We start from the raw sequence: 22,354 nt of genomic DNA, 5'->3' as shown, positions 1-22,354 counted from the left end.
AACAGTGGTGGTCGAAGCACGCGCGGATTTCCTACAACTACACGACTCCGTACTCGAGAAACTGGGACGGAACATCGTGGACGGAACCGTGCCCGCGGGAACCAGGATTTCGGCGGACGACGTAGCCACCCGGTTCGAGGTATCACGAACGGTCGTCCGCGAAGTCGTTCGCGTACTCGAATCTCTCGGACTCCTCACCGTTCGTCGCCGAGTCGGCATCACCGTGCTCGATTCCTCGCAGTGGAATTCGCTCGATCCACTGGTGATCAGATGGCAACTGGCCGGACCCAACCGCGCAGCACAACTTGCAATCCTCAGCGAATTGCGTTCGGGTATAGAGCCTTTAGCGGCGCGGCTCGCCGCACAGCGGGCGACACCGGAACACTGCGGACAGCTGACGGCCGCAGTGATCGGCATGTCTGCCACCTCCCGTGCCGCGAACTCCGACGCCTACCTGGCCCACGATTCCGACTTTCACCGCACTCTTCTTGCAGCATCAGGTAATCCAATGCTGCGTTCGATGTCCGAGATCGTCGTCGAGGTACTGGCCGGGCGTACCCGTCACGCGCTGATGCCGCATCAGGCCGATCCCGAGGCCATTCGCCTGCACGGCGTCGTCGCATCTTCTATTCAGGCGGGTGACGCGCAGGCGGCCGAACGGGCAATGGAGCAGATCGTCACCGAATCGGCCAGTGCGATGAACGCTACTTCTACTTCGACAGAATCAGACCGGACGTAGGAACGCCGGTACCTGCCGTCACGAGTACGTTCTCCACGTCGGGTACCTGGTTCACCGAAGTTCCCCGAATCTGCCTGACGCCCTCGGCAATTCCGTTCATGCCGTGGATGTACGCCTCGCCCAACTGCCCACCGTGGGTGTTGAGGGGCAGCCTGCCGCCGAGTTCGATCGCACCGCCGGAGACGAAATCCTTGGCCTCACCCGGGCCACAGAACCCCAGTTCCTCCAACTGCATCAGCACGAACGGCGTGAAGTGGTCGTACAGAACTGCCGTCTGCATCTCCGCCGGGGTCAGACCGGACTGCGCCCACAACTGATCACCGACGAGTCCCATTTCCGGCAGCCCCGTCATTGCGTCGCGGTAATAGCTGGTCATGATGTATTGATCGGGCCCACTCCCCTGCGCTGCCGCGGTGATGACGGCCGCCGGATTGGGAAGATCCTTCGCACGCTCGGCGCTGGTCACGACCAGTGCGATGCCACCGTCGGATTCCTGGCAGCAGTCCAGCAGGTGCAACGGTTCGGCGATCCACCGCGAATTCTGGTGGTCCTCCAACGTGATCGGCTTGCCGTAGAAGAACGCCGCCGGGTTGTTGGCGGCATGCTTGCGGTCCGCGACGGCAACTCTGCCGAAATCTTCGCTCGTGGCGCCGTAGACGTGCATGTATCGGCGGGCGACCATAGCGACGAAGGACGCCGGAGTGCCGAGACCGTGCGGGTAGGACCATCCGGCGTCGATTCCGGACGACGTCGGCGCGGCCGCAAGATGTGATGCCACCTGGCCGAACCGCGCGCCCGAGCGCTCGTTGAACGCCCGATACGCGACGACGACATCGGCGACGCCCGTTGCGACAGCCATTGCGGCCTGCTGAATTGTCGCGCACGCCGCACCGCCGCCGTAGTGAATACGACTGAAGAAGGTGAGATTGGGGATGCCGACCGCTCGCGCAACAGCTGTTTCGGTGTTGGTGTCCATCGTGAACGACGTCAGTCCGTCGACGTCGTTCGGCGTGAGGCCTGCGTCGTCCAGAGCGGCGGTGACGGCCTCGGCTGCAAGCCGAAGTTCGCTCCGCCCGGAGTCCTTGGAGAAATCCGTTGCTCCGATGCCGACGATCGCCGTTTCTCTCGAAAAGCCGCTCATACCAGCCTCACCGTCGCCGTGATGTGAGCCCCGAGAGAGTCCGTGCCGAGAACGTCCACGGTGACCTCACCCTCTTCCACCCTCGACACGGCCCCTGTCAGTGTCAGCGTGTCGTAGGCGTACCACGGCACACCGAGTTTCAACGCGATCGACCGCAACACCACGGACGGACCGGCCCAATCGGTGACGAAACGCTGTACGAGCCCGGTGTCGGTGAGAATGTTGACGAAAATGTCCTTCGATCCGCGCTGGACGGCCTTGTCACGGTCGTGGTGCACGTCCTGAAAATCTCTGGTGGCCAACGCCGTCGACACCACGAACGTCGGATCGGCAGTGATCTGCAACTCGGGGAGAACATCTCCGACCGCGGCGATCATCGCACTGCCTTCCACGCCGGGAGCGTCAGATCGTCGTCGATACGCACGAACTCGACCTGCACGGGTAGTCCGACGACTACCTCCGACGGATCCACTCCTCGTAGTTCTCCGAGCATCCGCACTCCTTCCTCGAGTTCGACGAGCGCAACCACGAACGGCAACGTTCGGCCCGGAACCTTCGGTGCATGGTGAACGACGTAGCTGTACACCGTGCCCGTTCCGGTGGCGACGCAATAGTCGATGGGCTTGTTCTTGTCCTGCCAGATCGCCGGTATCGGCGGGTGCCGGAGTGAACCGTCCTGTACCCGTTGGATTCTCAGCTCGCCGACCTTGGTTCCCTCCCAGAAGAACTCGGTCTCCTGCGAAGCCACGGGTCGGATCTGCTCGGTTGGGTCCTCTTTCGCGACAGGTGCGAACTTCAGCACCCGAAACAGCATTTCGGCGACAGCCTCGTCGCCCACGTACCAGGTGTTGTGCACCGTCACGAACCAGCCGAGGCCAAGGCCCGTTTTCTTCGGCCCCACTACGTCACCGAGGCGGGCCGTCAGCGTCACTTCCTCCCCGAGCTGCAGGTACCGATGGTACGTCTGCTCGCAGTTGGTAGCGACGATCGACGTGAAGCCTGCCTCGTCGAGGATCTCCATGATCTGGCCGAGCGGATCGTCCGCAGCTCGGGTCCGGTGCAGACCGCCCATCGTCCAGACCTGCGCCATCGCGGGCGGCGCGACGACGCCAGGATGCCCGGCCGCTTCGGCTGCGGCGGCGTCGACATAGATGGGATTGGTGTCGCCGATGGCCTCGACCCAGTTGTTGATCATCGGCTGGTTGACGGGATCGCGACCCGGCTTCGGTGCGCTGTCACCCGCCGCCGCAATGCGTTCGGCCGCCTCGGCGATCGACGTGCTCACCGGATCACCCTCGGCAACCCGAGACCGGAGGTGGCGATGAGTTCGCGCATGACTTCGTTCACACCACCGCCGAAGGTGATGACGAGATTGCGTTTGACCTGTTTGTCGAGCCAGTCCATCAGTTTTCCGGTATCCGGGTCCGCCGGGTTACCGTGCCGTCCGACCATTTCCTCCGCTATCCGACCGACGCGCTGAATACGTTCGGTGGCAAACACTTTCGTTGCCGAGGCGTCCGCGATGTCCACCGAATCGGCGGTGCTCGATGCCACCTGCCAGTTCAACAGTTCGTTGATGCGAAACGTTGCCTGGATCTCACCGAGGACGCGCTGCACATCGGATTCATTCAGCAGCGAGTGATTCTCGGCCCACCTGCGCAACCGCACGTACAGACCGGCGATTCGTCCGGCAGGCCCGAGCATCACCCGCTCGTGGTTGAGCTGAGTAGTGATGAGCCGCCACCCGGCGTTCTCCTCGCCGACCACCATGTCGACTGGAACTCGGACGTCGTTGTAGTACGTGGCGTTGACGTGATGCGCGCCGTCGCACGTGATGATCGGAGTCCACGAGTAGCCAGGATCGCTGGTGTCGACGATGAGCATCGAGATACCGCGGTGACGGGAATCCGGTGCGCCGGTACGCACTGCCAACCAGACGTAGTCCGCGTCGTGTCCACCCGTGGTGAAGATCTTCTGTCCGTTGACGACGTACTCGTCGCCGTGCCGAACCGCAGTCGTACGGAGCGACGCCAGATCGGTGCCCGCCTCGGGCTCGGTATAGCCGATGGCGAAGTGGACGTCGCCCGCGAGAATGGCCGTCAGAAATTTCGCCTTCTGTGCCTCGGTGCCGTACTTCTGCAGCGTCGGACCGACGGTTTGCAGCGTCACGGCCGGCAGCGGAATGTCGGCTCTGGCAGCTTCGTTCACGAAGATCGACTGCTCGAGGTCGCCGAAGCCATGGCCACCGAACTCCTTCGGCCATCCGACTCCGAGCCATCCGTCGCGGCCCATGGTCTTGATGATCTTTCGGTACGTTGCTCCGTGCCGCTCGGTCATCATGATGTCGGCGTCGTGCTCGTCGACGAGGTCGGCGAAGTAGTGACGCAGTTCCGCTTGAAGTTTCAGTTGGTCTTCGGTCAGTTCGACGAACATGCTGCCCCCACTAGGTCGAGTCGGTAGGACGAACCTCCGACGAGTCGGGCGAGATCCTTTGCCGCCGAGTAGTAGCGGTGCATCGGGTACGTGACATCGACGCCGATGCCCCCATGTAGGTGATGACACATCTGCATCGCCGCGGGTAGTTCGGCGGCGATCCAGTAGGCGAGGACGTCGGTGTCGTCGGCTTCTCGCCGCTGCGACGCCTGCCACACCGCAGAGACCGCGGCCACGTGGATCGTTCGGGCCGTGACATAAACGTCGGCGATCTCGCCTGCGACCGCCTGGAACGTCGCCAGCGGCTTTCCGAATTGATGCCTGCTTCCCAGATGCGAGGCCGTCAACTCGGCAGCGCCCGCGGCAATTCCGTCGGCGACAGCACCGATCGACGCCAGCGCAATCCGGTACAGGCCAGCGACGTCGTCACCGATGAATTCGCCAAGTGCCGAATCGAATTCGACGACGTACTCGGGGTCACCGGACGACGACGGCGTGCGGGTGAGCCGTACGCCGTCGCTCTTCGGGTCGACCAGAACGATTCCTGCCGACGTCGGCACGAGAATCCGGTAGGCCTGCTCCGCATACGCGACGGCGATCTTCGTACCCGTGACGCGCATGCGGTCGCCGTCGGGCGTTGCCGTGGTCGAGGGATTCGACGGGAACGGGCGCCCAGGTTCGGCGAGGGCGGCAGTGAGGATCGACCCCGGTGGCATCGTTGGATCGACCGCGTCCGGCGCAAGCATGGCCAGCGGGACGATGCCGAAGCCGATAGTCGCAAGGGCTGAACCGACCACGCCGGCATGCGCGAGTTCGGTAAGCACCGTTGCCGCTTCGGGGAGACCGAGGCCGTCGCCGCCTGCCGACTCGGGCAACAACATCGTGAGCAGTCCTGCGTCCCAGAGCGCGGCCCACAGGTCCGCGGGTTCGCGCGCCAATAGTCCGGAGACCATCTCGGCGATGGTCGTCTGGGTTGAATCTCGTGTGAAGTCCACGCCTGAGCACCTATCGACGGGAGAACCAGCATTGGTAGAACGTGTTCTATTTTTAACACCTTCGAGCGGCAATCACCAGACCCAACCCCCCACTACCGCGGCAGCCCCAATATCCGCTCGGCCGCAACAGTCAGCAGGATCTGCGTCGTTCCGCCTGCGATGGACAGACATCTCGTCAGCAACATTTCCTTGGCTAGCGGACCTTCGACCGCGCCGACAGGTCCTACCGCTTCCAACGCGAACTCCGCGAGGTCCTGACGATGACGGACGCCGACCAGCTTGCGTACGCTCGATTCCGCACCCGGATCCTGCCCGCCGAGCCGTCGCAACGTCGCGCGGAACTCCAGCAGCGATCCGACGAGGCCGTCGGCGATGAGACCGCCGAGTCGATCCGCCACACCCGCATCCTCGACCGTTGCTTCGACGACATCCTCGAGAGCTGAGCCCAGCGTGGAACCGTTGCTCATCGCGACGCGCTCGTTCGCGAGGGTCGTGCGTGCGAGCCTCCAGCCGTCGTTCTCGCGCCCGATGAGACCGTCGTCGGGGACGAAGACGCAGTCGAGGAACACTTCGTTGAACACCGCGTCACCGGTGATCTCGCGGAGTGGCTCGATGCGGATTCCAGGCGATGCCATGTCGAGGACGAAGTAGCTGATTCCCTTGTGCTTCGGGACGTCGCGGTCGGTTCGGGCCAGGCAGATCGCCCAGTCCGCTTCCCGCGCGAGTGAGGTCCAAATCTTGTGTCCCTGCAGCGTCCAACCACCGTCGACCTTCTTCGCCGTGGTCCGCAACGAGGCCAGATCCGAGCCCGCTTCCGGTTCGCTGAAGAGCTGGCACCAGGTGATGTCACCTCGCAATGTCGGGCCCGCGAAGCGCTCGATCTGCTCGTCGGTGCCGTGTTCGAGAATCGTCGGAACCGCCCACCAGCCGATCACCAGATCCGGTGGCATCAGGCCCGCGCGATGAAGTTCCTCGGCGTAGAGCAACTGCTCCGCGGGTCTCGCGTCGCGTCCGTGTGGCTTCGGCCAGTGCGCCGCGGCCAGACCCGACGACGCGAGAGCCGCACGAGGGTCCTCGGACGCGACGATCTCCCCGACCTCGTCTCGGGTTCTCGCGCGCAGCTCCTCTGCCGCGCCCAGATCGACGGAAAGGGTTCTGCGAATGCCCGCGCGCGTCAGATCGGTGACCCGTGTGCGCCACCGCGTCGCGCCACCGAGCAGTTGCCGCACAGCGAGCGCGCGACGCAGGTAGAGGTGCGCGTCGTGCTCCCAGGTGAACCCGATTCCGCCCAGGATCTGAATGCAATCCTTTGCTGTGTCGACGGCGGCATCCAGCGCGATCGCACCTGCAACTGCGGCCGACAGCGAGAATTGCTCGGATGCGGTGTCGGCTGCCACCGCGGCGTCCCACGCCGCTGCCCGCGTCTTCTCCACGCGGCACAGCATGTCGGCGGCCAGATGTTTGACGGCCTGAAAGCTCCCGATCGGCGCGCCGAACTGCTCGCGAAACTTCGCATGTTCGACGGCAGTGCGCAGACACCATCCAGCGATGCCTGCGGCTTCGGCGGCGACGAGGGTGACAGCCAGGTCGTGCACGTACTGCGTCGACACGTTCTCGAGCACGGCGTCCGCCGGGATTCGAACCGCCTCGAGCGACACCCAAGCCAGCGGAACCGTCCGATCCACCCCGAGAACAGATTCGATCTTCAGTCCCGGGGTATCCGCGGCAACGATGCACCAGACCTGCTCACCCTCCCGACTGACCGGCAGCAGAACCGCGACGCCGTCGGCCCCGCCGAAGGCGAGTTCGGCGGTGCCGTCGACGATCAGTGAGTTCTCCTCGGCTCGCGCCTCGGGAATTGCACCGGACAGGACGACGGCAACTGGAGTACGCCCGTCGCAGATATCCGCGGCGGATCCGTGCTTGGCCAGGACGATCGCAGCCAGGACCGTCCCGATCACCGGCCCGCCCACGAGTGCTGCGCCCGTCTCCTCCAGCATCGCGGCGAGGTCCGCCGTAGTGCCGCCCGCGCCCCCTGCACTGTCGGGCACCGCAACGGAGAACACCCCGATATCGGCGAGCGCCTGCCAGTGGCTACGCCAAGCGGACAGCTCGTCGGCGCGTAAAGTTCCGATCGGATCGGCCGAAGACACCCACGATCGAATCGATTGCTGGACGTCGCGCTGGTCCTCGGTCGTGGCAATTGTCACAGTGGTTTCCCCAGGTCTCGTGATGACTTTTCCATCTAGAACGTGTTCTAATACGCTAGCTGGTCACGAGTCAAGGTGCGAAGGAAAACGTCAATGACCTCATCATCCAGGTCGGGCGCAGTGAGCCCCTCCGACAAGAACGGATCGGGCGATCTGACGCCACTCCGTTCGGTCGGTGTGCTCACGGACGACGATCTCAGCTCCAACGCACAGCGTGAACGCCGCAAGCGAATCCTCGATTCCACGCTCGCACTCGCGTCCAAGGGCGGATACGAAGCCGTACAGATGCGTGCGGTCGCCGAGCGCGCCGATGTAGCCGTCGGAACCCTGTATCGCTACTTCCCGTCGAAGGTCCATCTGCTGGTATCGGCACTGGCCCGCGAATTCGAGAAGATCGATTCGCGCCGCAAACTTCCCCCCGGCCAGACGCCCCAGGAGCGCATGCACCTGATCCTCGGGCAGATCACACGGGCCATGCAACGTGATCCACTACTCACGGAAGCGATGACGCGAGCCTTCATGTTCGCCGACGCGTCCGCCGCCGCCGAGGTCGATCAGGTCGGGCGCCTGATGGACCGATTGTTCGCCAAAGCGATGAGCGACGGCGAGCCGACGGAGTTGCAGCTCAGTATCGCTCGCGTCATCAGTGATGTCTGGCTGTCGAATCTGGTGGCATGGTTGACCCGGCGATCCTCCGCCACCGATGTGGCAGCGCGACTCGAACTGACCGTCGATCTTCTGCTCGGAGACTCCAAGGCAATCGACTAGCCCGACGATGTCCGAGTAGGCGGTTGTGCCTTGATCGCCTAGATTCGTTCAGGTGACTGCACTGGATCTGCCGCTGGAACTTCGCCGCGCCCTCATCGGCGTCGCCCGGACCCCTCGATTGCTCGTCACTTCCGACTACGACGGCACGATGGCGCCCATCGTGTCCGATCCGTTGAAAGCGTTTCCGCACCCCGAAGCCGTGAGTGCCATGCGCGGTCTCGCGACCCTCGCGGGGACCACCGCCGCTGTCATCTCCGGTCGCGCACTGCGCGACCTGGCAACGCTGTCGCGTCTGCCTGCCGAGGTACAGCTCGTCGGCAGCCACGGCAGCGAGTTCGACGTGGGCTTCATCCACGCCATCGACGACGAGGCCAAGAGGCTCCTGCACGACATCGCCACCGACATGCAGTCGATCGCTGCCCGCTGCCCCGGCGTAACCGTCGAGGTCAAACCCGCCAGTGCGGCCCTGCACGTGCGCAACGCCGACCCCGACGATGCCGAACGCGCTCTCGAAGCGGTTCGAAACGGTGTTGCTCTGCGCGACGGCGTGCAGATCACGGAGGGCAAATCCGTCATCGAGCTTGCCGTCATCGTCACCGACAAGGGCGTCGCGCTCGACATCCTTCGCCATCAAGAAGGCGCGACGGCGGCGGTCTTCTTCGGCGACGACGTCACCGACGAGAAGGCCTTCGCCCGGCTCCACGGCCCCGACATCGGCGTCAAGGTCGGCACCGGCGACAGCGCGGCCGAGTTCCGCATCGACAACACCGCACAGGTCGCACTAGCCCTCGCGTTCCTCCTCGAGGAACGCCGGCAATGGCTGTCCGGGGCGGACGCCCCGCGTATCGAGCGGTTGACCATGTTGGCCAGTCCCAATGCCGTCGCGCTTGTGACCCCCGATGCAAACCTGACCTGGCTGTGCCACCCCGAACCCGACTCCGCGGCGATCTTCGCGCACCTCCTCGGCGGCAACGAAGCCGGCCACTTCAGCGTCGGACCGACCCGTGCCGCCCTGCCGCTCAGCCAGCAGTACGTCGACGGCACCATGACCGTGCAGACCAAGTGGTCGAGCCTGCAGGTCACCGACTACCTGCCGCACGACGTGCCCAGTGGCCAGACGTCGCTGACCCGGGTCATCACGGGTAAAGCGACCGCCGTCGTGACATTCGCACCGAGGCCCGAGTTCGGCAAGGTCTGGGCTCGCCTCGAACCCGAGAACGACGGTCTACGCATCTACGGAACCGCGGATCCGATGGTGCTGCGCAGTCCTGGAGTGCGGTGGAACATCGTGTCCGACGGAGCGCAGCAGACCGCGCACGCCGAGGTCGACCCGTCCTCGGGTCCCATCGTTCTCGAACTACGGCTCGGCAGCGAAGATCTCGAACCTTCTGCGGTTCCGGAGACGGAACGACGACAGCGCGCCGAGGCCTACTGGAAGGACTGGGTCGACGGCCTGACCCTGCCCCCGCTCAAGCGCGATCTGATGAAGCGTTCGGCGTTGACGCTACGCGGTTTGGTGCACTCCGATTCGGGTTCGATCATGGCTGCCGCCACCACCTCGCTGCCGGAGGAGATCGGCGGCGTCCGCAACTGGGACTACCGCTACTGCTGGCTACGAGACGCGGCACTGACCGCGTCTGCACTGGTGAACCTCGGCTCGACAGAGGAAGCCGAGAACTACCTTTCCTGGATTCACGGTGTGCTGCAATCGGTTCCAGGCCCCGAGCGGCTACATCCGCTGTACACGATCTGGGGCCTCGGACTGCCTCCGGAAGCTGTCATCGACGAGCTACCCGGCTATGCCGGGTCCCGGCCGGTACGCGTCGGGAACGCCGCGAACCAGCAGGTGCAGCTCGACGTGTTCGGCCCGATCGTCGACCTCATCTCCTCCCTCTCGCATGCACGCGAGGCGAAGGGGTTGCACGGGAAAGAAGCGTTGTCCGAGAACGATTGGTCCCTCGTCCGGTCGATGGTCGAGGCCGTCGAGCGTCGGTGGTCCGAACCCGATCACGGCATCTGGGAGATCCGCGGCAACCCGCGCCACCACGTCTACTCCAAGGTGATGGGGTGGATGACGATCGACCGGGCCCTCACCCTCGCGTCCACGTTCGACCGAGAGACCGAACCTGGCTGGGAGACATTGCGTTCGACCATTCGCGCCGAGGTCCTCGAGCAGGGCTGGAACGACGAAGTACAGTCCTACACCGCCGCGTACGACGGCTCCGACCTCGACGCCGCCACGCTCCACATCGGGCTGTCCGGGCTGATCGACGCATCGGATCCGCGGTTCGCAGCGACAGTCACCGCCACCGAAGCAGAGCTACGAAGCGGATCGACGGTGTACCGCTATCACCACGACGACGGATTGCCCGGCGGCGAAGGCGGTTTCCACCTGTGCGCCGCGTGGCTCGTCGAGGCCTACCTGCTGACCGGGCAGCGTTCGGAAGCGGAAGCTCTGTTCACCCAGCTCGTCAGCGCCGCCGGACCGACCGGCCTCCTCAGTGAGGAGTACGACCCAGTCGCAGAGCGCTCCCTCGGTAACCATCCGCAGGCCTACAGTCACCTCGGTCTGCTGCGGTGTGCGGCGTTGCTGAGCTGATCCGGGCGTCGGCCCATCCTCGCTTGCCCACCATCAGCCCGCGCCCACCATCGCTTGAAAGGTCCATCCATACGGTCAGATGGCTGCGAAGGTCCATTCAAGCGATGGTGGGCGGGCGAAGCTCACCCCGGCGGCGGCCCGGCGGTTCGCCCCTTGAACAGCTCGGTGGGCATGAATTCGGTCGATACGACGCCGGATCTCGAGGTGGACATCAGCAGCGCACCTGCCCGTCGCCCCTTCTCCTCTGCGTCCTGACGGACGGTGGTGAGGTTGTCCCGGATGGCGTCCTCGACACCGTCGAATCCGGTGACCGTGAGCTGGCCGGGCACATCGATGCCCGTGACCTTGGCAAAGTTCAGTGCTCCCAGCGCAAGGACGTCGGTCGTGCAGAGCAGGGCCGTGGTGTCGCGGTTTGCCTGTAACGCCTGCGCAGCTGCCGAGTGACCGGAACGCATGGTGTGTTCGAACCGCTCGACGACGGTCAACGACTCCGGGTCGAGGCCGGCGTCGACCATCGCCTCCTTCACACCCGCGATTCGTTCGCGCTGCACGTGAAAATGACTGTCTGCCAGTCTCGCTGGGGGTACGACGCCGTCGCGACGGTCGCGCCCCAAACGCATGCACAGCACGGCGATGTGCTCGTGCCCGAGTGCTATGACCTGTTCGGCGAGGAGCTTCATCGCGGCGCGGTCATCGATCGCGACGAGTGCCGCCTCGGGCACACCCCGCGGTTGGTCGCAGATGACGATCGGCAGGTGCCGTTCGCGGACCGCCAGCAAGTATGGATCGTCGTCGGCCACGGAGTAGACGACGAAGGCGTCGACGCCTGCCTGCTGGACGACGGCAGCGGCTGCAGTGTCTTCGCGATCCGGACCAGCAGGGATGAGCAGAAGCCCTTGGCCGGCTGCCTCGCACGATTCGGCCAGGCCGGCGAGGAACGCCATCGCGGCGGGATCCCGGAACGAGTAGCTGAGAGCCTCGGTGAGTACGAGTCCGACCGCGCCGGCCTTGCGGGTGCGCAGCGAGCGCGCCACCGGATCCGGGCCTGCGTACCCGCGACGCTTCGCTGCCATGAGCACACGTTCACGCAGCTCAGGGGACAGTTGGTCTGGACGGTTGTACGCGTTCGACACCGTGGTGCGAGACACCTTCAGCTCGGCCGCGATGGACGCCAACGTAGCCGGGCGCCGTGGCTCCCTCGACCTGGACATACCCGGACGTTAGTCGCAAACCAGGTCACAGCGAAAATCGGCCCGATTCGATACTGAGCGACCGACTCGCTAGAGTACAACGGTAACGGTTTCCAATTGCATTTATCCTGCCGCTCGAGGAGTTCCCCCAATGCGTCGTACCACCACCGCGCTCGTCGGACTGTCCTGCGCCGCCGCTCTGACCCTGAGCGCGTGCAGTTCGGACGCCGAGACGTCGACCACCTCGGCCCCGGCCAACGCCGTCGACGGGCCCATCACCATCGTCGCGTCGACCAATGTCTGGGGCAGTGTCGCCGAAGCAGTAGCCGGAAACCTGGCCACCGTCGAGTCGATCATCGCCGACCCGTCGGCCGATCCGCACTCGTACGAGGCGTCTCCCAGTGATGCCGCCAAGGTCGCGGAGGCATCGCTCGTGGTCTACAACGGTGGCGGATACGACGAGTTCATCACCGACATCCTCGGCTCCGAAGGCCAGAATGTGCCGTCGGTGAACGCGTTCGAACTGCTCGATTCCGACCACGCACACGAAGACGCCGAAGAGCCGGAGGACACGACCCACGAGTCCACCGACGGTCACAGCCACGGCGAGGTCAACGAGCACGTCTGGTACAACGTCGAAACTGCCGCTGCCACAGCGGAATCCATTGCCGACAAGCTCGGACAGCTCGATCCCGAGAACGCTGCGCAGTACACCGCCAATGCAGAGGCCTTCCACGAACAGGTTCACGCAATTACGGACGTGACGGCCAAGATCGCCGCCGACTATCCCGCAGTACCGGTCGCACAGACCGAGCCGATCGCGCACTACCTCATCGAAGAGTCCGGCCTCGACGACAAGACCCCCGAGGACTTCAAGGATGCCATCGAGGAGGGCACCGATCCGTCCCCCGCGTCGATCGCAGCTACCCGCGACCTGTTCACGTCCAACTCCGTCAAGGCATTGGTCTACAACATCCAGACCCAGGACGCAGTCACGCAGGACATCCGGTCGACTGCAGAAGCAGCAGGCATCCCCGTCGTCGAGGTCACCGAGACGCTCCCCGAGGGAAAAACCTACATCGAATGGCAAACCAAGGCGGCTCAGGATCTCGATGCTGCGCTGAGTGCATCCTGACTCGGCGGGCGCTCGCCAGCCCTGGAAAGCTGTAGTGCATGTGTGCTGTAGAACTGCGTGACGCCGGACTGGCGTTCGGCGAGCGCACGCTGTGGCAGAACCTGGACCTCACCGTCCAACCCGGAGAGTTCGTCGCCGTCCTCGGCCCGAACGGTTCCGGCAAGACGTCGCTCCTGAAGGTCCTGCTCGGCCAGAACAACCTGACTTCCGGTACCGCGGCGATCGCCGGAACGCCGGTGCATCGCGGTCAATCCGGAGTCGGCTACATACCCCAGCAACGCAGCATCGACGACGACCTTCCGTTGCGCGGGCGAGATCTCGTCGGCCTCGGATGGGACGGTCACCGGTGGGGCATCGGATTCCGTGGGATGCGCGAACGCAAGCGCATCGTCCAGGACGCGATCGACCAGGTGGGCGCCAATTCGTTTGCCGGAGCGCCCGTCGGAACCATGTCCGGCGGCGAACAGCAGCGGTTGCGCATCGCGCAGGCACTCGTCGGAGATCCGTCGGTACTGCTGTGCGACGAACCTCTGCTCAGCCTCGATCTCGCCAACCAGCGGCTGGTGTCCGAACTGATCGATCGACGACGCCGGGAGCACGGGACCGCCGTCATGTTCGTCACCCATGAGATCAATCCGATCCTTCCCCTCGTGGACCGCGTCGTGTACATCGTCGACGGAAAGTTCCGTATCGGCACGCCCACGGAAGTCATGACCACCGAGGTGCTCTCCGAGCTGTACGACACCGAGGTGGAGGTCCTGAGCGTACGAGGCAGGCTCATCGTCGTCGGGACCGGAGATTCCATCGACGCACTGGGCAGCGCGGGCGCGCATCATCCACCGACCGAGGATCCGCATTGAACGAGAAAGTGGTCGACGCCCTCTCCAAGATGTTCGACTTCAGCACCACAGCGAACCTTCTGAGCTACGACTTCGTCCAGCAGGCCCTCATCGCTGCCGCAATCCTCGGTCTGCTTGCCGGCGCGCTCGGGCCGTTGATCGTCAGTCGCCAGTGGGCGTTCGCCGTCCACGGCTCGAGCGAACTGTCCCTGACCGGAGCATCGGCTGCGCTACTCGTCGGCATCACCGTCGGTCTCGGCGCGATCGTCGGATCGGTCGTCGCCGCCGTGATGTTCGCATTGCTCGGTTCGAAAGCCCGCGACCGCGATTCGGTCATCGGCGTGATCATGTCCTTCGGGCTCGGACTTTCGGTCCTGTTCATCTGGCTCTACCCCGGACGAACCGGTACGAGCTTCGCCCTTCTCATCGGCCAGATCGTCGGAGTCGGGCAAAGCGGGCTGCAGCTGCTGCTCGTCTGCGCGGTCGTCGTTCTGCTCGTCCTGGTCGTCGTCTATCGCCCGTTGCTGTTCGCCAGCACCGATCCCGAGGTCGCGCTCGCACGCGGCGTCCCGGTTCGGGGATTGTCAGTCGTGTTCGCCGTGCTGGTGGGAGTCGCCTGCGCCCTCGGAGTTCAGATCGTCGGCGCTCTGCTGGTCCTGTCACTACTGATCACCCCGGCCGCCGCTGCCGCGCGCGTGACCGCCAGCCCGCTGAAAGCGACGTTGCTGTCCGTCGTCTTCGCCGAAACGGCCGCCGTCGGCGGCATCCTGCTCTCACTCGCGCCTGGCTTGCCCGTGTCGACCTTCGTCACGACGATCTCGTTCGTCATCTACCTGATCTGCAGGGTGGTGGGGTCTCGTCGCAAGGCCAACTCCGGTCGCGCGCTAACCGCTTAGACTGATCGGCAATGGCCTCAATCGATCTGAATTCCGACCTCGGCGAGAGCTTCGGCACCTGGACGCTCGGCGACGACGACGCCATGCTGTCGATCGTCACCAGCGCCAACATCGCGTGTGGATTCCACGCCGGTGACCCGCGAACGATCCTCGATACGTGCCGTGCCGCCGCCGACAGCGCCGTCCGCATCGGCGCCCAGGTCGGCTACCGAGATCTTGCCGGATTCGGACGGCGCTTCATCGACATGGATGCTGCCGACCTGACGGCAGACGTTCTGTACCAAATGGGCGCACTCGACGGACTCGCACAGGCCGCCGGATCCGCGGTCGCCTACGTCAAACCGCACGGCGCGCTGTACAACGCCATCGTCACCCATCGCGAGCAAGCACGTGCTGTCGTCGACGCAGTTCGCACCTACGACCCGACGCTTCCGGTACTCGGCCTGCCCGGTTCGGCGTTTCTCGACGAAGCCCGCGAAGCTGGACTTCGAACCGTCACCGAAGCATTCGCCGATCGCGCGTACACGGCGTCGGGCGAGCTGGTGCCCAGGCGATGTGCAGGCGCGGTGCTGTCCGATCCGTCGACGGTCGCCGACCGCGTACTTCGGCTGGTTCGGGACGGCACCATCGAGGCGATCGACGGGTCGACGGTCGGCATCGATGCCGAGTCTGTGTGCGTACACGGGGATTCTCCGGGGGCGGTCGAGATGGCGTTTGCGGTACGGAAAATACTGTCCGACAACGACATCGATGCCATAGCGTTCGTCTGATGATCGTCCATGACGCCGGGGACCGCGCACTTCTCGTCGAGTTTCCGGATCTGGCCGAAACAATGGCCTTCTACCGCGCGCTCACCGACGATACGATCGAGGACGTCGAGGACCTGGTCCCGGCAGCACGTACAGTTCTCGTGCGGCACAACGGAAATCGCGATCGAGTACTCACGTGGGTGCGCGACACCGAACCGGCCGAAGCCACCACGGAGTTGACGGCCGAACCCGTCGTCATATCGGTGAGTTACGACGGCGACGATCTCCACGACGTCGCCGACGCTACTGGCCTGACCGTGGCCGACGTGATCAGCGCGCACACGGAACAGACCTGGACCGTCGCGTTCGGCGGATTCGCGCCCGGATTCGGCTATCTCGTCGGCACCGATGCACGCCTACGGGTTCCGCGTCGCACCACACCTCGCACGACGGTGCCTGCCGGCGCAGTCGGTCTCGCGGGGGAGTTCTCCGGCATTTATCCGCGCAGCTCACCCGGCGGCTGGCAGCTGATCGGAAGCACAGACGCGCCTCTGTGGGACGCACAACGCGATCCTCCCGCCTTGCTGCAGCCAGGGGCCACGGTTCGGTTCGAAAGACGATGAGCTCACTGCACATTCTTGCGTCGGGACCGCTGTGCACCGTGCAGGACCGAGGAAGGCCGGGACACTCCGCGATCGGCGTCGGCCGGAGTGGCGCAGCCGACGTTCGCGCACACGATGCTGCAAACCGTTTGGTTGGCAATGGAATTGGATGCGCAACCCTCGAATCGACTCTCGGCGGCCTCCGAATCCGCGCGCACGGACGCGTCGTCGCGGCAGTGACGGGCGCACCGAGCCCGGTCACGGTCAACGGCGTCGCCGACGGCATGTACTGCACGATCGTCCTGTCCGACGGCGACGAATTGTTCATCGGCACTTCGGTGTCCGGGCTGCGGACATATCTGGCGGTTCGAGGTGGCATCGGCGTCGAACCCGTGCTCGGAAGCAGGTCCACGGACACCATGTCCGGGCTCGGCCCAGCGCCCGTCGCGGTGAGCGACAATTACCAGGTGGGCGACGGGTCTTCCGAGTGGCCTGCCGAACACTGGGCACTCCCACCGGAGCGGTCGGGCGTCATTCGCGTCATCCTCGGACCCCGCGCCGACTGGTTCACCGATCCCGCGAGTCTGTTCACTCAGGACTGGGTGGTTACTTCGGACGCCGACCGTGTCGGGGTGCGACTCGACGGCAAAACTCCGTTGAAGCGAACGAGTTCCAAGGAATTGCCGAGCGAGGGAATGGTCGTCGGCGCGCTGCAAGTCCCCCCGGACGGCATGCCTGTTGCGTTCCTTGCCGACCATCCCGTCACCGGTGGCTACCCAGTCATCGGAGTGGTGCACAGCTCCGACATACCGCTGCTGGGCCAGTTGCGACCGGAAGATTCGGTGCGCTTCACCGAAATGTAGCGCGTTCGCCCAGCGCAACGGGCGTCCCGCCCAGTGGCGGAGCCGCCAGGAATCAGCGCCTGCGCTGCCTCGCGATATCCGCCAGCACTACCCCTGCTGCCACCGAAGCGTTCAGCGATTCCACCGGACCCGCCATGGGGATCGACAGAATCGAATCGCAGGTTTCTCGGACCAGGCGGGATAGTCCCTTGCCCTCGGACCCGACGACGACCGCCACCGGCCCACTGCCGTCGAACTCGTCGAGCGTGGTGTCACCCTCCGCGTCGAGACCCACGATGGTGACGCCCTTGGTCTGCCAATCCTTCAGCGTGCGAGTCAGATTGGTTGCTCTGGCGACGGGGAGCCGGGCAGCAGCACCGGCACTCGTACGCCATGCCACGGCCGACACACTGGCGCTACGACGCTGTGGGATCACGACGCCGTGGCCACCGAACGCGGCGACCGACCGTACGACGGCACCGAGATTGCGTGGATCGGTGATGTTGTCGAGTGCGACCAGGAGCGCTGGCTCCTGGTGGGTACGTGCAGCGCTGATCAGGTCGTCGGGGTGCGCATAGCGGTACGGCGGCACCTGCAAAGCAAGACCCTGGTGGAGTCCGTTGGCGCTGAGCTTGTCCAGGTCCGACCGCGGAACTTCGAGGATCGAGATGCCCGCGTCGGCTGCACGCTGGACGCTTTCCTTGAGTCGCTCGTCACTGTCGGTACCTACGGCCACCCACAGCGCCGTCGCGGGAACACCCGCACGCAGGCACTCCACGACAGGGTTGCGACCGAGTACGACCTCTGGTGCGTCGTCGTTCTTGCGACTCGCGACGCGCCCGCCGCCCTGCCTACCACCGCTCTGATTCTGTGCGGACTTCTCCGCCATCTTCGCGCGACGTGATGCGGGATGCTTGGTCCTGGCCTCGGCCGGTGGCGTCGCGCCGCGTCCTTCGAGACCCCTGCGGCGGTTGCCGCCGGAGCCGGCGACCTGCCCCTTCTTGGTGCCGGTCTTTCGAACTGCGCCGCGCCTACTGGAATTGCCTGCCATCACTGCCCTGCTTCGTCGGTACTACTGGTTGCCCCGACGGACCAAACGGGTCCATTGGGGGTGTCTGTCACGTCTACTCCGGCCTTCGCGAGGCGATCCCTGATCGCATCCGCCGTTGGCCAGTCCTTGTCGATCTTCGCCTGCGCTCTGCGTTGCAACTCGGCGTCGACCAACACACCGAGTGCGCCGACAACCGCGTCGTTGTCACCGGAGTCGGCGGCCCAGTGCGGATCGAGCGGGTCGACGCCGAGTATCGAGAGCATCGCCCGAACTTTCGACGCCCATTCGACGGCGCCGGTCAGATCGCCGCTTTCGAGTGCGTTGTTGCCTGCCTTGACGGTCGCGTGCACGGCAGCGAGAGCCTTCGGCACCCCGAGATCGTCGTTCAGGGCATCGGCGAAGTCGTCGGTCCACGTACCGAGCGGAACCTCGCCCGCGCGTTCGACGGTTCGATTCACGAAGCCTTCGATCCCACGGTACGTCACGGCCGCGGTCTCCAGTGCGGTGTCGGAGTACTCGAGCATCGACCGATAGTGCGCGCTGCCGAGGTAGTATCGAAGTTCTTGTGGGCGAACGCTTTTGAGCACGTTGGGCACGGAGAGAACGTTGCCGAGCGACTTCGACATCTTCTCACCGCCCATGGTGACCCACCCGTTGTGCAGCCAGTAGCGACTGAACCCGTCACCGGCCGCTTTGCTCTGCGCACGTTCGTTCTCGTGGTGCGGAAACACCAGATCCAGACCACCGCAATGAATGTCGAAGTCGGGACCGAGGTACGCCTTGCACATCGCGGAACATTCGAGGTGCCAGCCGGGTCGTCCACGTCCCCACGGCGTAGGCCACGACGGCTCCCCGGGTTTTGCCGCTTTCCACAGGGTGAAGTCTCGCGGATCCCGCTTGCCCAATGCTGCACTCTCGCCCTGATGCACGTCGTCGAGCTTGTGGCCCGACAGTGCGCCGTAGTCCGGGAAACTCACGACGTCGAAGTAGACGTCGCCTTCTGCGGCGTAGGCATGACCCGATTCGATCAGCCGTTCGATGAGCTCGACCATCTGCGTGACGTGGCCGGTTGCGCGAGGCTCGGCCGACGGCGGGAGGACCGCGAGCTTGTCGTACGCCCACGTGAACGAGCGCTCGTACGTCGCGGCCCATTCCCACCACGGGCGTCCCGCGTCGCGGGCCTTGTTCAAAATCTTGTCGTCGATGTCGGTCACGTTGCGGATGAATGCGACGTCGTAGTCCTGCGCGCTCAGCCAGCGCCGCAGGACGTCGAACGCGACTCCGCTTCGCACGTGGCCGATGTGCGGCTCACCCTGCACCGTTGCCCCACACAGATACACCGATACATGGCCAGGGACCAAGGGGGAAAACTCCCGCAGGGCCCTCGTCTCGGTGTCGTACAAGTGAAGGGTCACGACCAGCAATGCTACCGGTGCTTTTACTCCGTCATGACAAGAGCAGTCGCGACAGCCGCGATTCCCTCGCCTCGGCCGGTCAATCCCAGACCGTCGGTCGTCGTTGCAGACACCGAAACCGGTGCACCGAGCACCGTCGACAGCGCTTCCTGGGCTTCGATCCGCCGTGGTCCTATCTTGGGGCGATTACCGATGATCTGCACCGCTGCGTTGCCGATGGTGAACCCGTTCTCGGACAGCAATCGGCGCACCTCGGTCAGCATGGCCGCCCCGCTGACGCCATCCCATTCGGGCCGTCCCGTACCGAACACGGACCCCAGGTCACCGAGGCCGGCCGCGGACAGCAGAGCGTCACACAGCGCATGTGAGGCGACGTCACCGTCCGAGTGGCCTTCCAGCCCGTCACTGTCCGCGAACAGCAGTCCCGCCAGCCAGCATGGGCGGCCTGGCGCGATGGGATGGACGTCGGTGCCGATTCCGACCCTCATGTGCCCTCCCTGGCAATGATGGCCTCCGCGAGCAGGAGATCGTGAGGCGTGGTGATCTTGAAAGCGAGTGCTTCGCCGACGATGGTGTGCACCGTCACGCCGAGACGTTCGACCAGACCGGCGTCGTCGGTAGCGGAGTCGGACGCGGCGTCGTACGCGCGCCGCAGCAGGTCCGCACGGAAACCCTGCGGCGTCTGAATTGCGCGCAGGGTGCTTCGATCGGGCGTCCCGACGACGGCTCCCATGAAGTCGACAGCTTTGACCGTGTCGGTGACAGGAAGGGCCGGTACGACGGCGCCGCGTCCGGCCTGCACTTCGGCAACGACGCGTGCGATGAGCGACGGCGGAGTGAGTGCGCGAGCGGCGTCATGGACGAGCACGATGCCCGCGTCTTCGGCAGCGACCAGGCCCAGTCGAACCGAACCGGTCCGCTCGGATGCGCCCTCGACGACGGTCACATCGGGTCCCAGGAGAGCACAGGTGTGCTGCACCAGCTCGGCGGGCACGATGACAACGATTCGGTCGACGGCGCCCGATCTGATCAGGCCGTCGACCGAACGCTGCAGGAGGGATCGGTTCCCGATTTCGACGAAGGCCTTCGGTTCCCCACGTTGGAGGCGAAGACCTCGGCCCGCCGCCGGAACGAGCGCGACGACGGGACCTTGATTGGAACGTGCCACCGCTCAGGAAGCGGCAGCGAGAACTTCGTCGAGAATCGTGTCGGCCTTGGCCTCATCGGTTCCCTCGGCCAGCGCCAGTTCACCGACGAGGATCTGACGTGCCTTGGCAAGCATGCGCTTCTCGCCTGCCGACAGACCGCGATCCTGTTCACGACGCCACAGGTCACGAACGACCTCGGCGACCTTGTTGACGTCACCGGAAGCAAGCTTCTCCAGGTTCGCCTTGTAGCGGCGAGACCAGTTGGTGGGCTCTTCGGTGTGTGGTGCGCGAAGCACCTGGAAGACCTTGTCCAGACCCTCTTGTCCGACCACATCGCGAACGCCTACGTACTCGGCGTTGTCTGCGGGAACTCGAACGGTGAGGTCGCCTTGTGCGACTTTGAGAACTAGGTACTCTCGTGGTTCACCCTTGATGGTGCGGGTTTCTATCGCTTCGATCAGCGCCGCTCCGTGATGGGGGTAAACGACGGTGTCTCCGACCTTGAAAATCATGTGTCCCGTGCCCCTTTCGATTTTGCCAGTTTACCACGCGCTCAGATCAACGGCGCAGGTCAGGGGCGCCGAGCCGTCTCCATTGGGGTTGACACCGACGTCGGAACGTGTATCCGACGGGTCTGCGAATGGCGTTCCAGGCTGTGGCGGAGGCAACACGAAACGCCGGTCAACACGCCGATGACCGTCAGTAAACCGCGTCACTCGGCGCTCGCGCACCGGGTTGTCGAGAGCACAATCGCAAACCTCTTTACGCCCCAGCGATCCGCTGTCGCGAGTTGACTACTACTCTGCCTAGTGGACATGACGGATCGGCTGACCGACGCAGCCGCATCGCCCGCGCCCACTACACCGGCCACAACTGTAAGGACGACGACGTGACTGCGTTCATTGCTGCGACTGCGAACCGAAAGACCCGTCGATTGGCATCGGCACTCGCCATCGCTGCGGGCGGTGTGTTGGCACTGAGTTCCTGCAGTGCCGGACAGATCTCCCAGACGGCCACCCAGGTCGCTGCGGTCAACGGGAACTTCGCCGATGTCGGTGACATCTCGCTGCGCAACGTCCACGTCGTGTACCCGCAGAGCGAGGAGTACTCCATCGAACCGGGCGGCAAGGTCGAGCTCGGATTCATCGCCATCAACAACAACTCGGCGAACTCGGACACCCTCACTCGAATCTCCACCACTGCCGCGTCGTCGATCACCGTGGGCGAGGAGCCCGGCGGTACCGAGATCGCTCCACTGACCGCGCTGGGCGCGGGCGCACCGGTAGACAACGCGGCCGTGAATCCGGACATCCCGCTGCAGTTCGTCGTCGTGGAACTCAACGGCATCGGCGAAGAGGTCCGCCCCGGGCTCACCGTTCCGATCACCTTCACGTTCGAAGAAGCCGGAGACGTCGAACTGCTGGTACCGGTCGACGCCGGTCAGGTGCTGCAACGCGACGTCTCCCCGAAGTCACCCGTCGAGGCCGAGCTGCACGGCGAGGCGGAGCACGCTGAGCAGAGCGTCGTCGAAACTCAGGTCGAAGAAGCCACCGACGGCAACAACTGAGGTTGTCTGTCGGTAGCTGCATCTAGTCTTCCCGA

22 protein-coding genes are annotated in these 22,354 nt (G+C 64.8%); 10 read left to right on the top strand and 12 right to left on the bottom strand.

All coding sequences use genetic code 11. The annotated features are described in order from the left end of the window. Nucleotides 1-4 precede the first annotated feature (4 nt). Nucleotides 5-739 (top strand): FadR/GntR family transcriptional regulator, encoded by a 735-nt coding sequence (locus ACODSO_RS22770; RefSeq protein ID WP_489038937.1) that lies wholly within the window; start codon nt 5-7, stop codon nt 737-739. Here the strand turns inward: ACODSO_RS22770 and ACODSO_RS22765 are convergent. From ACODSO_RS22765 to ACODSO_RS22740, 6 genes are all read right to left on the bottom strand, one after another. Beyond that, nucleotides 711-1,880 carry a lipid-transfer protein gene (locus ACODSO_RS22765; RefSeq protein WP_489038936.1) on the bottom strand — a complete coding sequence of 390 codons (1,170 nt, stop codon included), beginning with the start codon at nt 1,878-1,880 and terminating at the stop codon, nt 711-713. The genes ACODSO_RS22770 and ACODSO_RS22765 overlap by 29 nt on opposite strands. Further along, nucleotides 1,877-2,257, bottom strand: coding sequence for a MaoC family dehydratase (locus tag ACODSO_RS22760; protein ID WP_489038960.1), 381 nt, complete (start codon nt 2,255-2,257; stop codon nt 1,877-1,879). The genes ACODSO_RS22765 and ACODSO_RS22760 overlap by 4 nt, the downstream gene beginning before the upstream one ends. Continuing rightward, the gene (locus tag ACODSO_RS22755) at nt 2,254-3,165 is read right to left on the bottom strand and encodes a bifunctional MaoC family dehydratase N-terminal/OB-fold nucleic acid binding domain-containing protein (RefSeq protein ID WP_489038935.1); all 912 of its coding nucleotides are present in this window, start codon (nt 3,163-3,165) and stop codon (nt 2,254-2,256) included. The genes ACODSO_RS22760 and ACODSO_RS22755 overlap by 4 nt, the downstream gene beginning before the upstream one ends. Beyond that, on the bottom strand, nt 3,162-4,313 hold the full coding sequence (locus ACODSO_RS22750; protein ID WP_489038934.1) for an acyl-CoA dehydrogenase family protein: 1,152 nt from the start codon (nt 4,311-4,313) through the stop codon (nt 3,162-3,164). The genes ACODSO_RS22755 and ACODSO_RS22750 overlap by 4 nt, the downstream gene beginning before the upstream one ends. Next, entirely contained in the window at nt 4,298-5,308 is a 1,011-nt protein-coding gene (locus ACODSO_RS22745; RefSeq protein ID WP_489038933.1) for an acyl-CoA dehydrogenase family protein, read from the bottom strand. Before ACODSO_RS22745 ends, ACODSO_RS22750 begins: the two co-directional genes overlap by 16 nt. Before the next feature lie 92 nt (nt 5,309-5,400). Then, the gene (locus tag ACODSO_RS22740; protein WP_489038932.1) at nt 5,401-7,518 is read right to left on the bottom strand and encodes an acyl-CoA dehydrogenase family protein; all 2,118 of its coding nucleotides are present in this window, start codon (nt 7,516-7,518) and stop codon (nt 5,401-5,403) included. 93 nt (nt 7,519-7,611) lie between these two features. Between ACODSO_RS22740 and kstR the strand changes: the two genes are divergently transcribed. Together kstR and otsB are read left to right on the top strand one after the other, a co-directional pair. Continuing rightward, nucleotides 7,612-8,286 carry a cholesterol catabolism transcriptional regulator KstR gene (gene kstR / locus ACODSO_RS22735; protein WP_068373671.1) on the top strand — a complete coding sequence of 225 codons (675 nt, stop codon included), beginning with the start codon at nt 7,612-7,614 and terminating at the stop codon, nt 8,284-8,286. A 52-nt stretch (nt 8,287-8,338) separates the two neighbouring features. Next, complete coding sequence (gene otsB / locus ACODSO_RS22730; protein WP_489038930.1) at nt 8,339-10,885, top strand: trehalose-phosphatase; 2,547 nt, start codon at nt 8,339-8,341, stop codon at nt 10,883-10,885. Between the two features lie 122 nt (nt 10,886-11,007). Here otsB and ACODSO_RS22725 read toward each other — a convergent pair whose 3' ends face one another. Next, a complete protein-coding gene (locus ACODSO_RS22725) occupies nt 11,008-12,096 on the bottom strand; it encodes a LacI family DNA-binding transcriptional regulator (RefSeq protein WP_489038929.1) in 1,089 nt (362 codons plus the stop codon). A gap of 130 nt (nt 12,097-12,226) precedes the next feature. Between ACODSO_RS22725 and ACODSO_RS22720 the strand changes: the two genes are divergently transcribed. The 6 genes from ACODSO_RS22720 to ACODSO_RS22695 are packed head-to-tail and all read left to right on the top strand — an operon-like array spanning nt 12,227 to nt 17,159. Further along, nucleotides 12,227-13,210 carry a metal ABC transporter solute-binding protein, Zn/Mn family gene (locus ACODSO_RS22720; RefSeq protein WP_489038928.1) on the top strand — a complete coding sequence of 328 codons (984 nt, stop codon included), beginning with the start codon at nt 12,227-12,229 and terminating at the stop codon, nt 13,208-13,210. Nucleotides 13,211-13,248: 38 nt separating this feature from the next. Beyond that, nucleotides 13,249-14,070, top strand: a complete 822-nt coding sequence (locus ACODSO_RS22715; RefSeq protein ID WP_489038927.1) for a metal ABC transporter ATP-binding protein — start codon at nt 13,249-13,251, stop codon at nt 14,068-14,070. Continuing rightward, nucleotides 14,067-14,945: a metal ABC transporter permease gene (locus ACODSO_RS22710; RefSeq protein WP_489038926.1), complete on the top strand. Its 879-nt coding sequence runs from the start codon at nt 14,067-14,069 to the stop codon at nt 14,943-14,945. The genes ACODSO_RS22715 and ACODSO_RS22710 overlap by 4 nt, the downstream gene beginning before the upstream one ends. A gap of 11 nt (nt 14,946-14,956) precedes the next feature. Next, entirely contained in the window at nt 14,957-15,715 is a 759-nt protein-coding gene (locus ACODSO_RS22705) for a LamB/YcsF family protein (protein WP_489038925.1), read from the top strand. After that, nucleotides 15,715-16,317, top strand: coding sequence for a 5-oxoprolinase subunit B family protein (locus ACODSO_RS22700; protein ID WP_489038924.1), 603 nt, complete (start codon nt 15,715-15,717; stop codon nt 16,315-16,317). The genes ACODSO_RS22705 and ACODSO_RS22700 overlap by 1 nt, the downstream gene beginning before the upstream one ends. Beyond that, a complete protein-coding gene (locus ACODSO_RS22695; protein WP_489038923.1) occupies nt 16,314-17,159 on the top strand; it encodes a 5-oxoprolinase subunit C family protein in 846 nt (281 codons plus the stop codon). The genes ACODSO_RS22700 and ACODSO_RS22695 overlap by 4 nt, the downstream gene beginning before the upstream one ends. 52 nt (nt 17,160-17,211) lie before the next feature. Here the strand turns inward: ACODSO_RS22695 and rlmB are convergent, their stop codons facing one another. The 5 genes from rlmB to carD are packed head-to-tail and all read right to left on the bottom strand — an operon-like array spanning nt 17,212 to nt 21,264. Beyond that, nucleotides 17,212-18,189: a 23S rRNA (guanosine(2251)-2'-O)-methyltransferase RlmB gene (gene rlmB, locus ACODSO_RS22690; RefSeq protein WP_068376846.1), complete on the bottom strand. Its 978-nt coding sequence runs from the start codon at nt 18,187-18,189 to the stop codon at nt 17,212-17,214. After that, entirely contained in the window at nt 18,189-19,604 is a 1,416-nt protein-coding gene (gene cysS, locus ACODSO_RS22685) for a cysteine--tRNA ligase (protein ID WP_489038922.1), read from the bottom strand. The genes rlmB and cysS overlap by 1 nt, the downstream gene beginning before the upstream one ends. A 23-nt stretch (nt 19,605-19,627) precedes the next feature. Next, a complete protein-coding gene (ispF, locus tag ACODSO_RS22680) occupies nt 19,628-20,092 on the bottom strand; it encodes a 2-C-methyl-D-erythritol 2,4-cyclodiphosphate synthase (RefSeq protein WP_489038921.1) in 465 nt (154 codons plus the stop codon). Beyond that, nucleotides 20,089-20,772: a 2-C-methyl-D-erythritol 4-phosphate cytidylyltransferase gene (gene ispD, locus ACODSO_RS22675; RefSeq protein ID WP_489038920.1), complete on the bottom strand. Its 684-nt coding sequence runs from the start codon at nt 20,770-20,772 to the stop codon at nt 20,089-20,091. Before ispD ends, ispF begins: the two co-directional genes overlap by 4 nt. A 3-nt stretch (nt 20,773-20,775) precedes the next feature. Beyond that, on the bottom strand, nt 20,776-21,264 hold the full coding sequence (gene carD / locus ACODSO_RS22670) for an RNA polymerase-binding transcription factor CarD (RefSeq protein ID WP_068376833.1): 489 nt from the start codon (nt 21,262-21,264) through the stop codon (nt 20,776-20,778). A 377-nt stretch (nt 21,265-21,641) separates the two neighbouring features. Here carD and ACODSO_RS22665 point away from each other — a divergent pair, with 377 nt between their 5' ends. Further along, the gene (locus ACODSO_RS22665) at nt 21,642-22,319 is read left to right on the top strand and encodes a copper chaperone PCu(A)C domain-containing protein (protein ID WP_489038919.1); all 678 of its coding nucleotides are present in this window, start codon (nt 21,642-21,644) and stop codon (nt 22,317-22,319) included. Nucleotides 22,320-22,354 lie beyond the last annotated feature (35 nt).

The organism is Rhodococcus sp. FG69 (assembly GCF_057808915.1).
The sequence above is the reverse complement of the archived record's forward strand: the minus strand, read 5'-3'. Positions and strand labels throughout refer to the sequence as shown.

Bases quoted from the DNA above. Each gene is read 5' to 3' on its own strand.
- ACODSO_RS22720 (WP_489038928.1), top strand. From the start codon at position 12,227: ATGCGTCGTACCACCACCGCGCTCGTCGGACTGTCCTGCGCCGCCGCT.
- ACODSO_RS22700 (WP_489038924.1), top strand. From the start codon at position 15,715: ATGATCGTCCATGACGCCGGGGACCGCGCACTTCTCGTCGAGTTTCCG.
- ispF (WP_489038921.1), bottom strand. From the start codon at position 20,092: ATGAGGGTCGGAATCGGCACCGACGTCCATCCCATCGCGCCAGGCCGC.
- rlmB (WP_068376846.1), bottom strand. From the start codon at position 18,189: ATGGCAGGCAATTCCAGTAGGCGCGGCGCAGTTCGAAAGACCGGCACC.
- ACODSO_RS22765 (WP_489038936.1), bottom strand. From the start codon at position 1,880: ATGAGCGGCTTTTCGAGAGAAACGGCGATCGTCGGCATCGGAGCAACG.
- ACODSO_RS22750 (WP_489038934.1), bottom strand. From the start codon at position 4,313: ATGTTCGTCGAACTGACCGAAGACCAACTGAAACTTCAAGCGGAACTG.
- kstR (WP_068373671.1), top strand. From the start codon at position 7,612: ATGACCTCATCATCCAGGTCGGGCGCAGTGAGCCCCTCCGACAAGAAC.
- ACODSO_RS22725 (WP_489038929.1), bottom strand. From the start codon at position 12,096: ATGTCCAGGTCGAGGGAGCCACGGCGCCCGGCTACGTTGGCGTCCATC.
- ACODSO_RS22705 (WP_489038925.1), top strand. From the start codon at position 14,957: ATGGCCTCAATCGATCTGAATTCCGACCTCGGCGAGAGCTTCGGCACC.
- carD (WP_068376833.1), bottom strand. From the start codon at position 21,264: ATGATTTTCAAGGTCGGAGACACCGTCGTTTACCCCCATCACGGAGCG.
- ACODSO_RS22715 (WP_489038927.1), top strand. From the start codon at position 13,249: ATGTGTGCTGTAGAACTGCGTGACGCCGGACTGGCGTTCGGCGAGCGC.
- ACODSO_RS22760 (WP_489038960.1), bottom strand. From the start codon at position 2,257: ATGATCGCCGCGGTCGGAGATGTTCTCCCCGAGTTGCAGATCACTGCC.
- ACODSO_RS22695 (WP_489038923.1), top strand. From the start codon at position 16,314: ATGAGCTCACTGCACATTCTTGCGTCGGGACCGCTGTGCACCGTGCAG.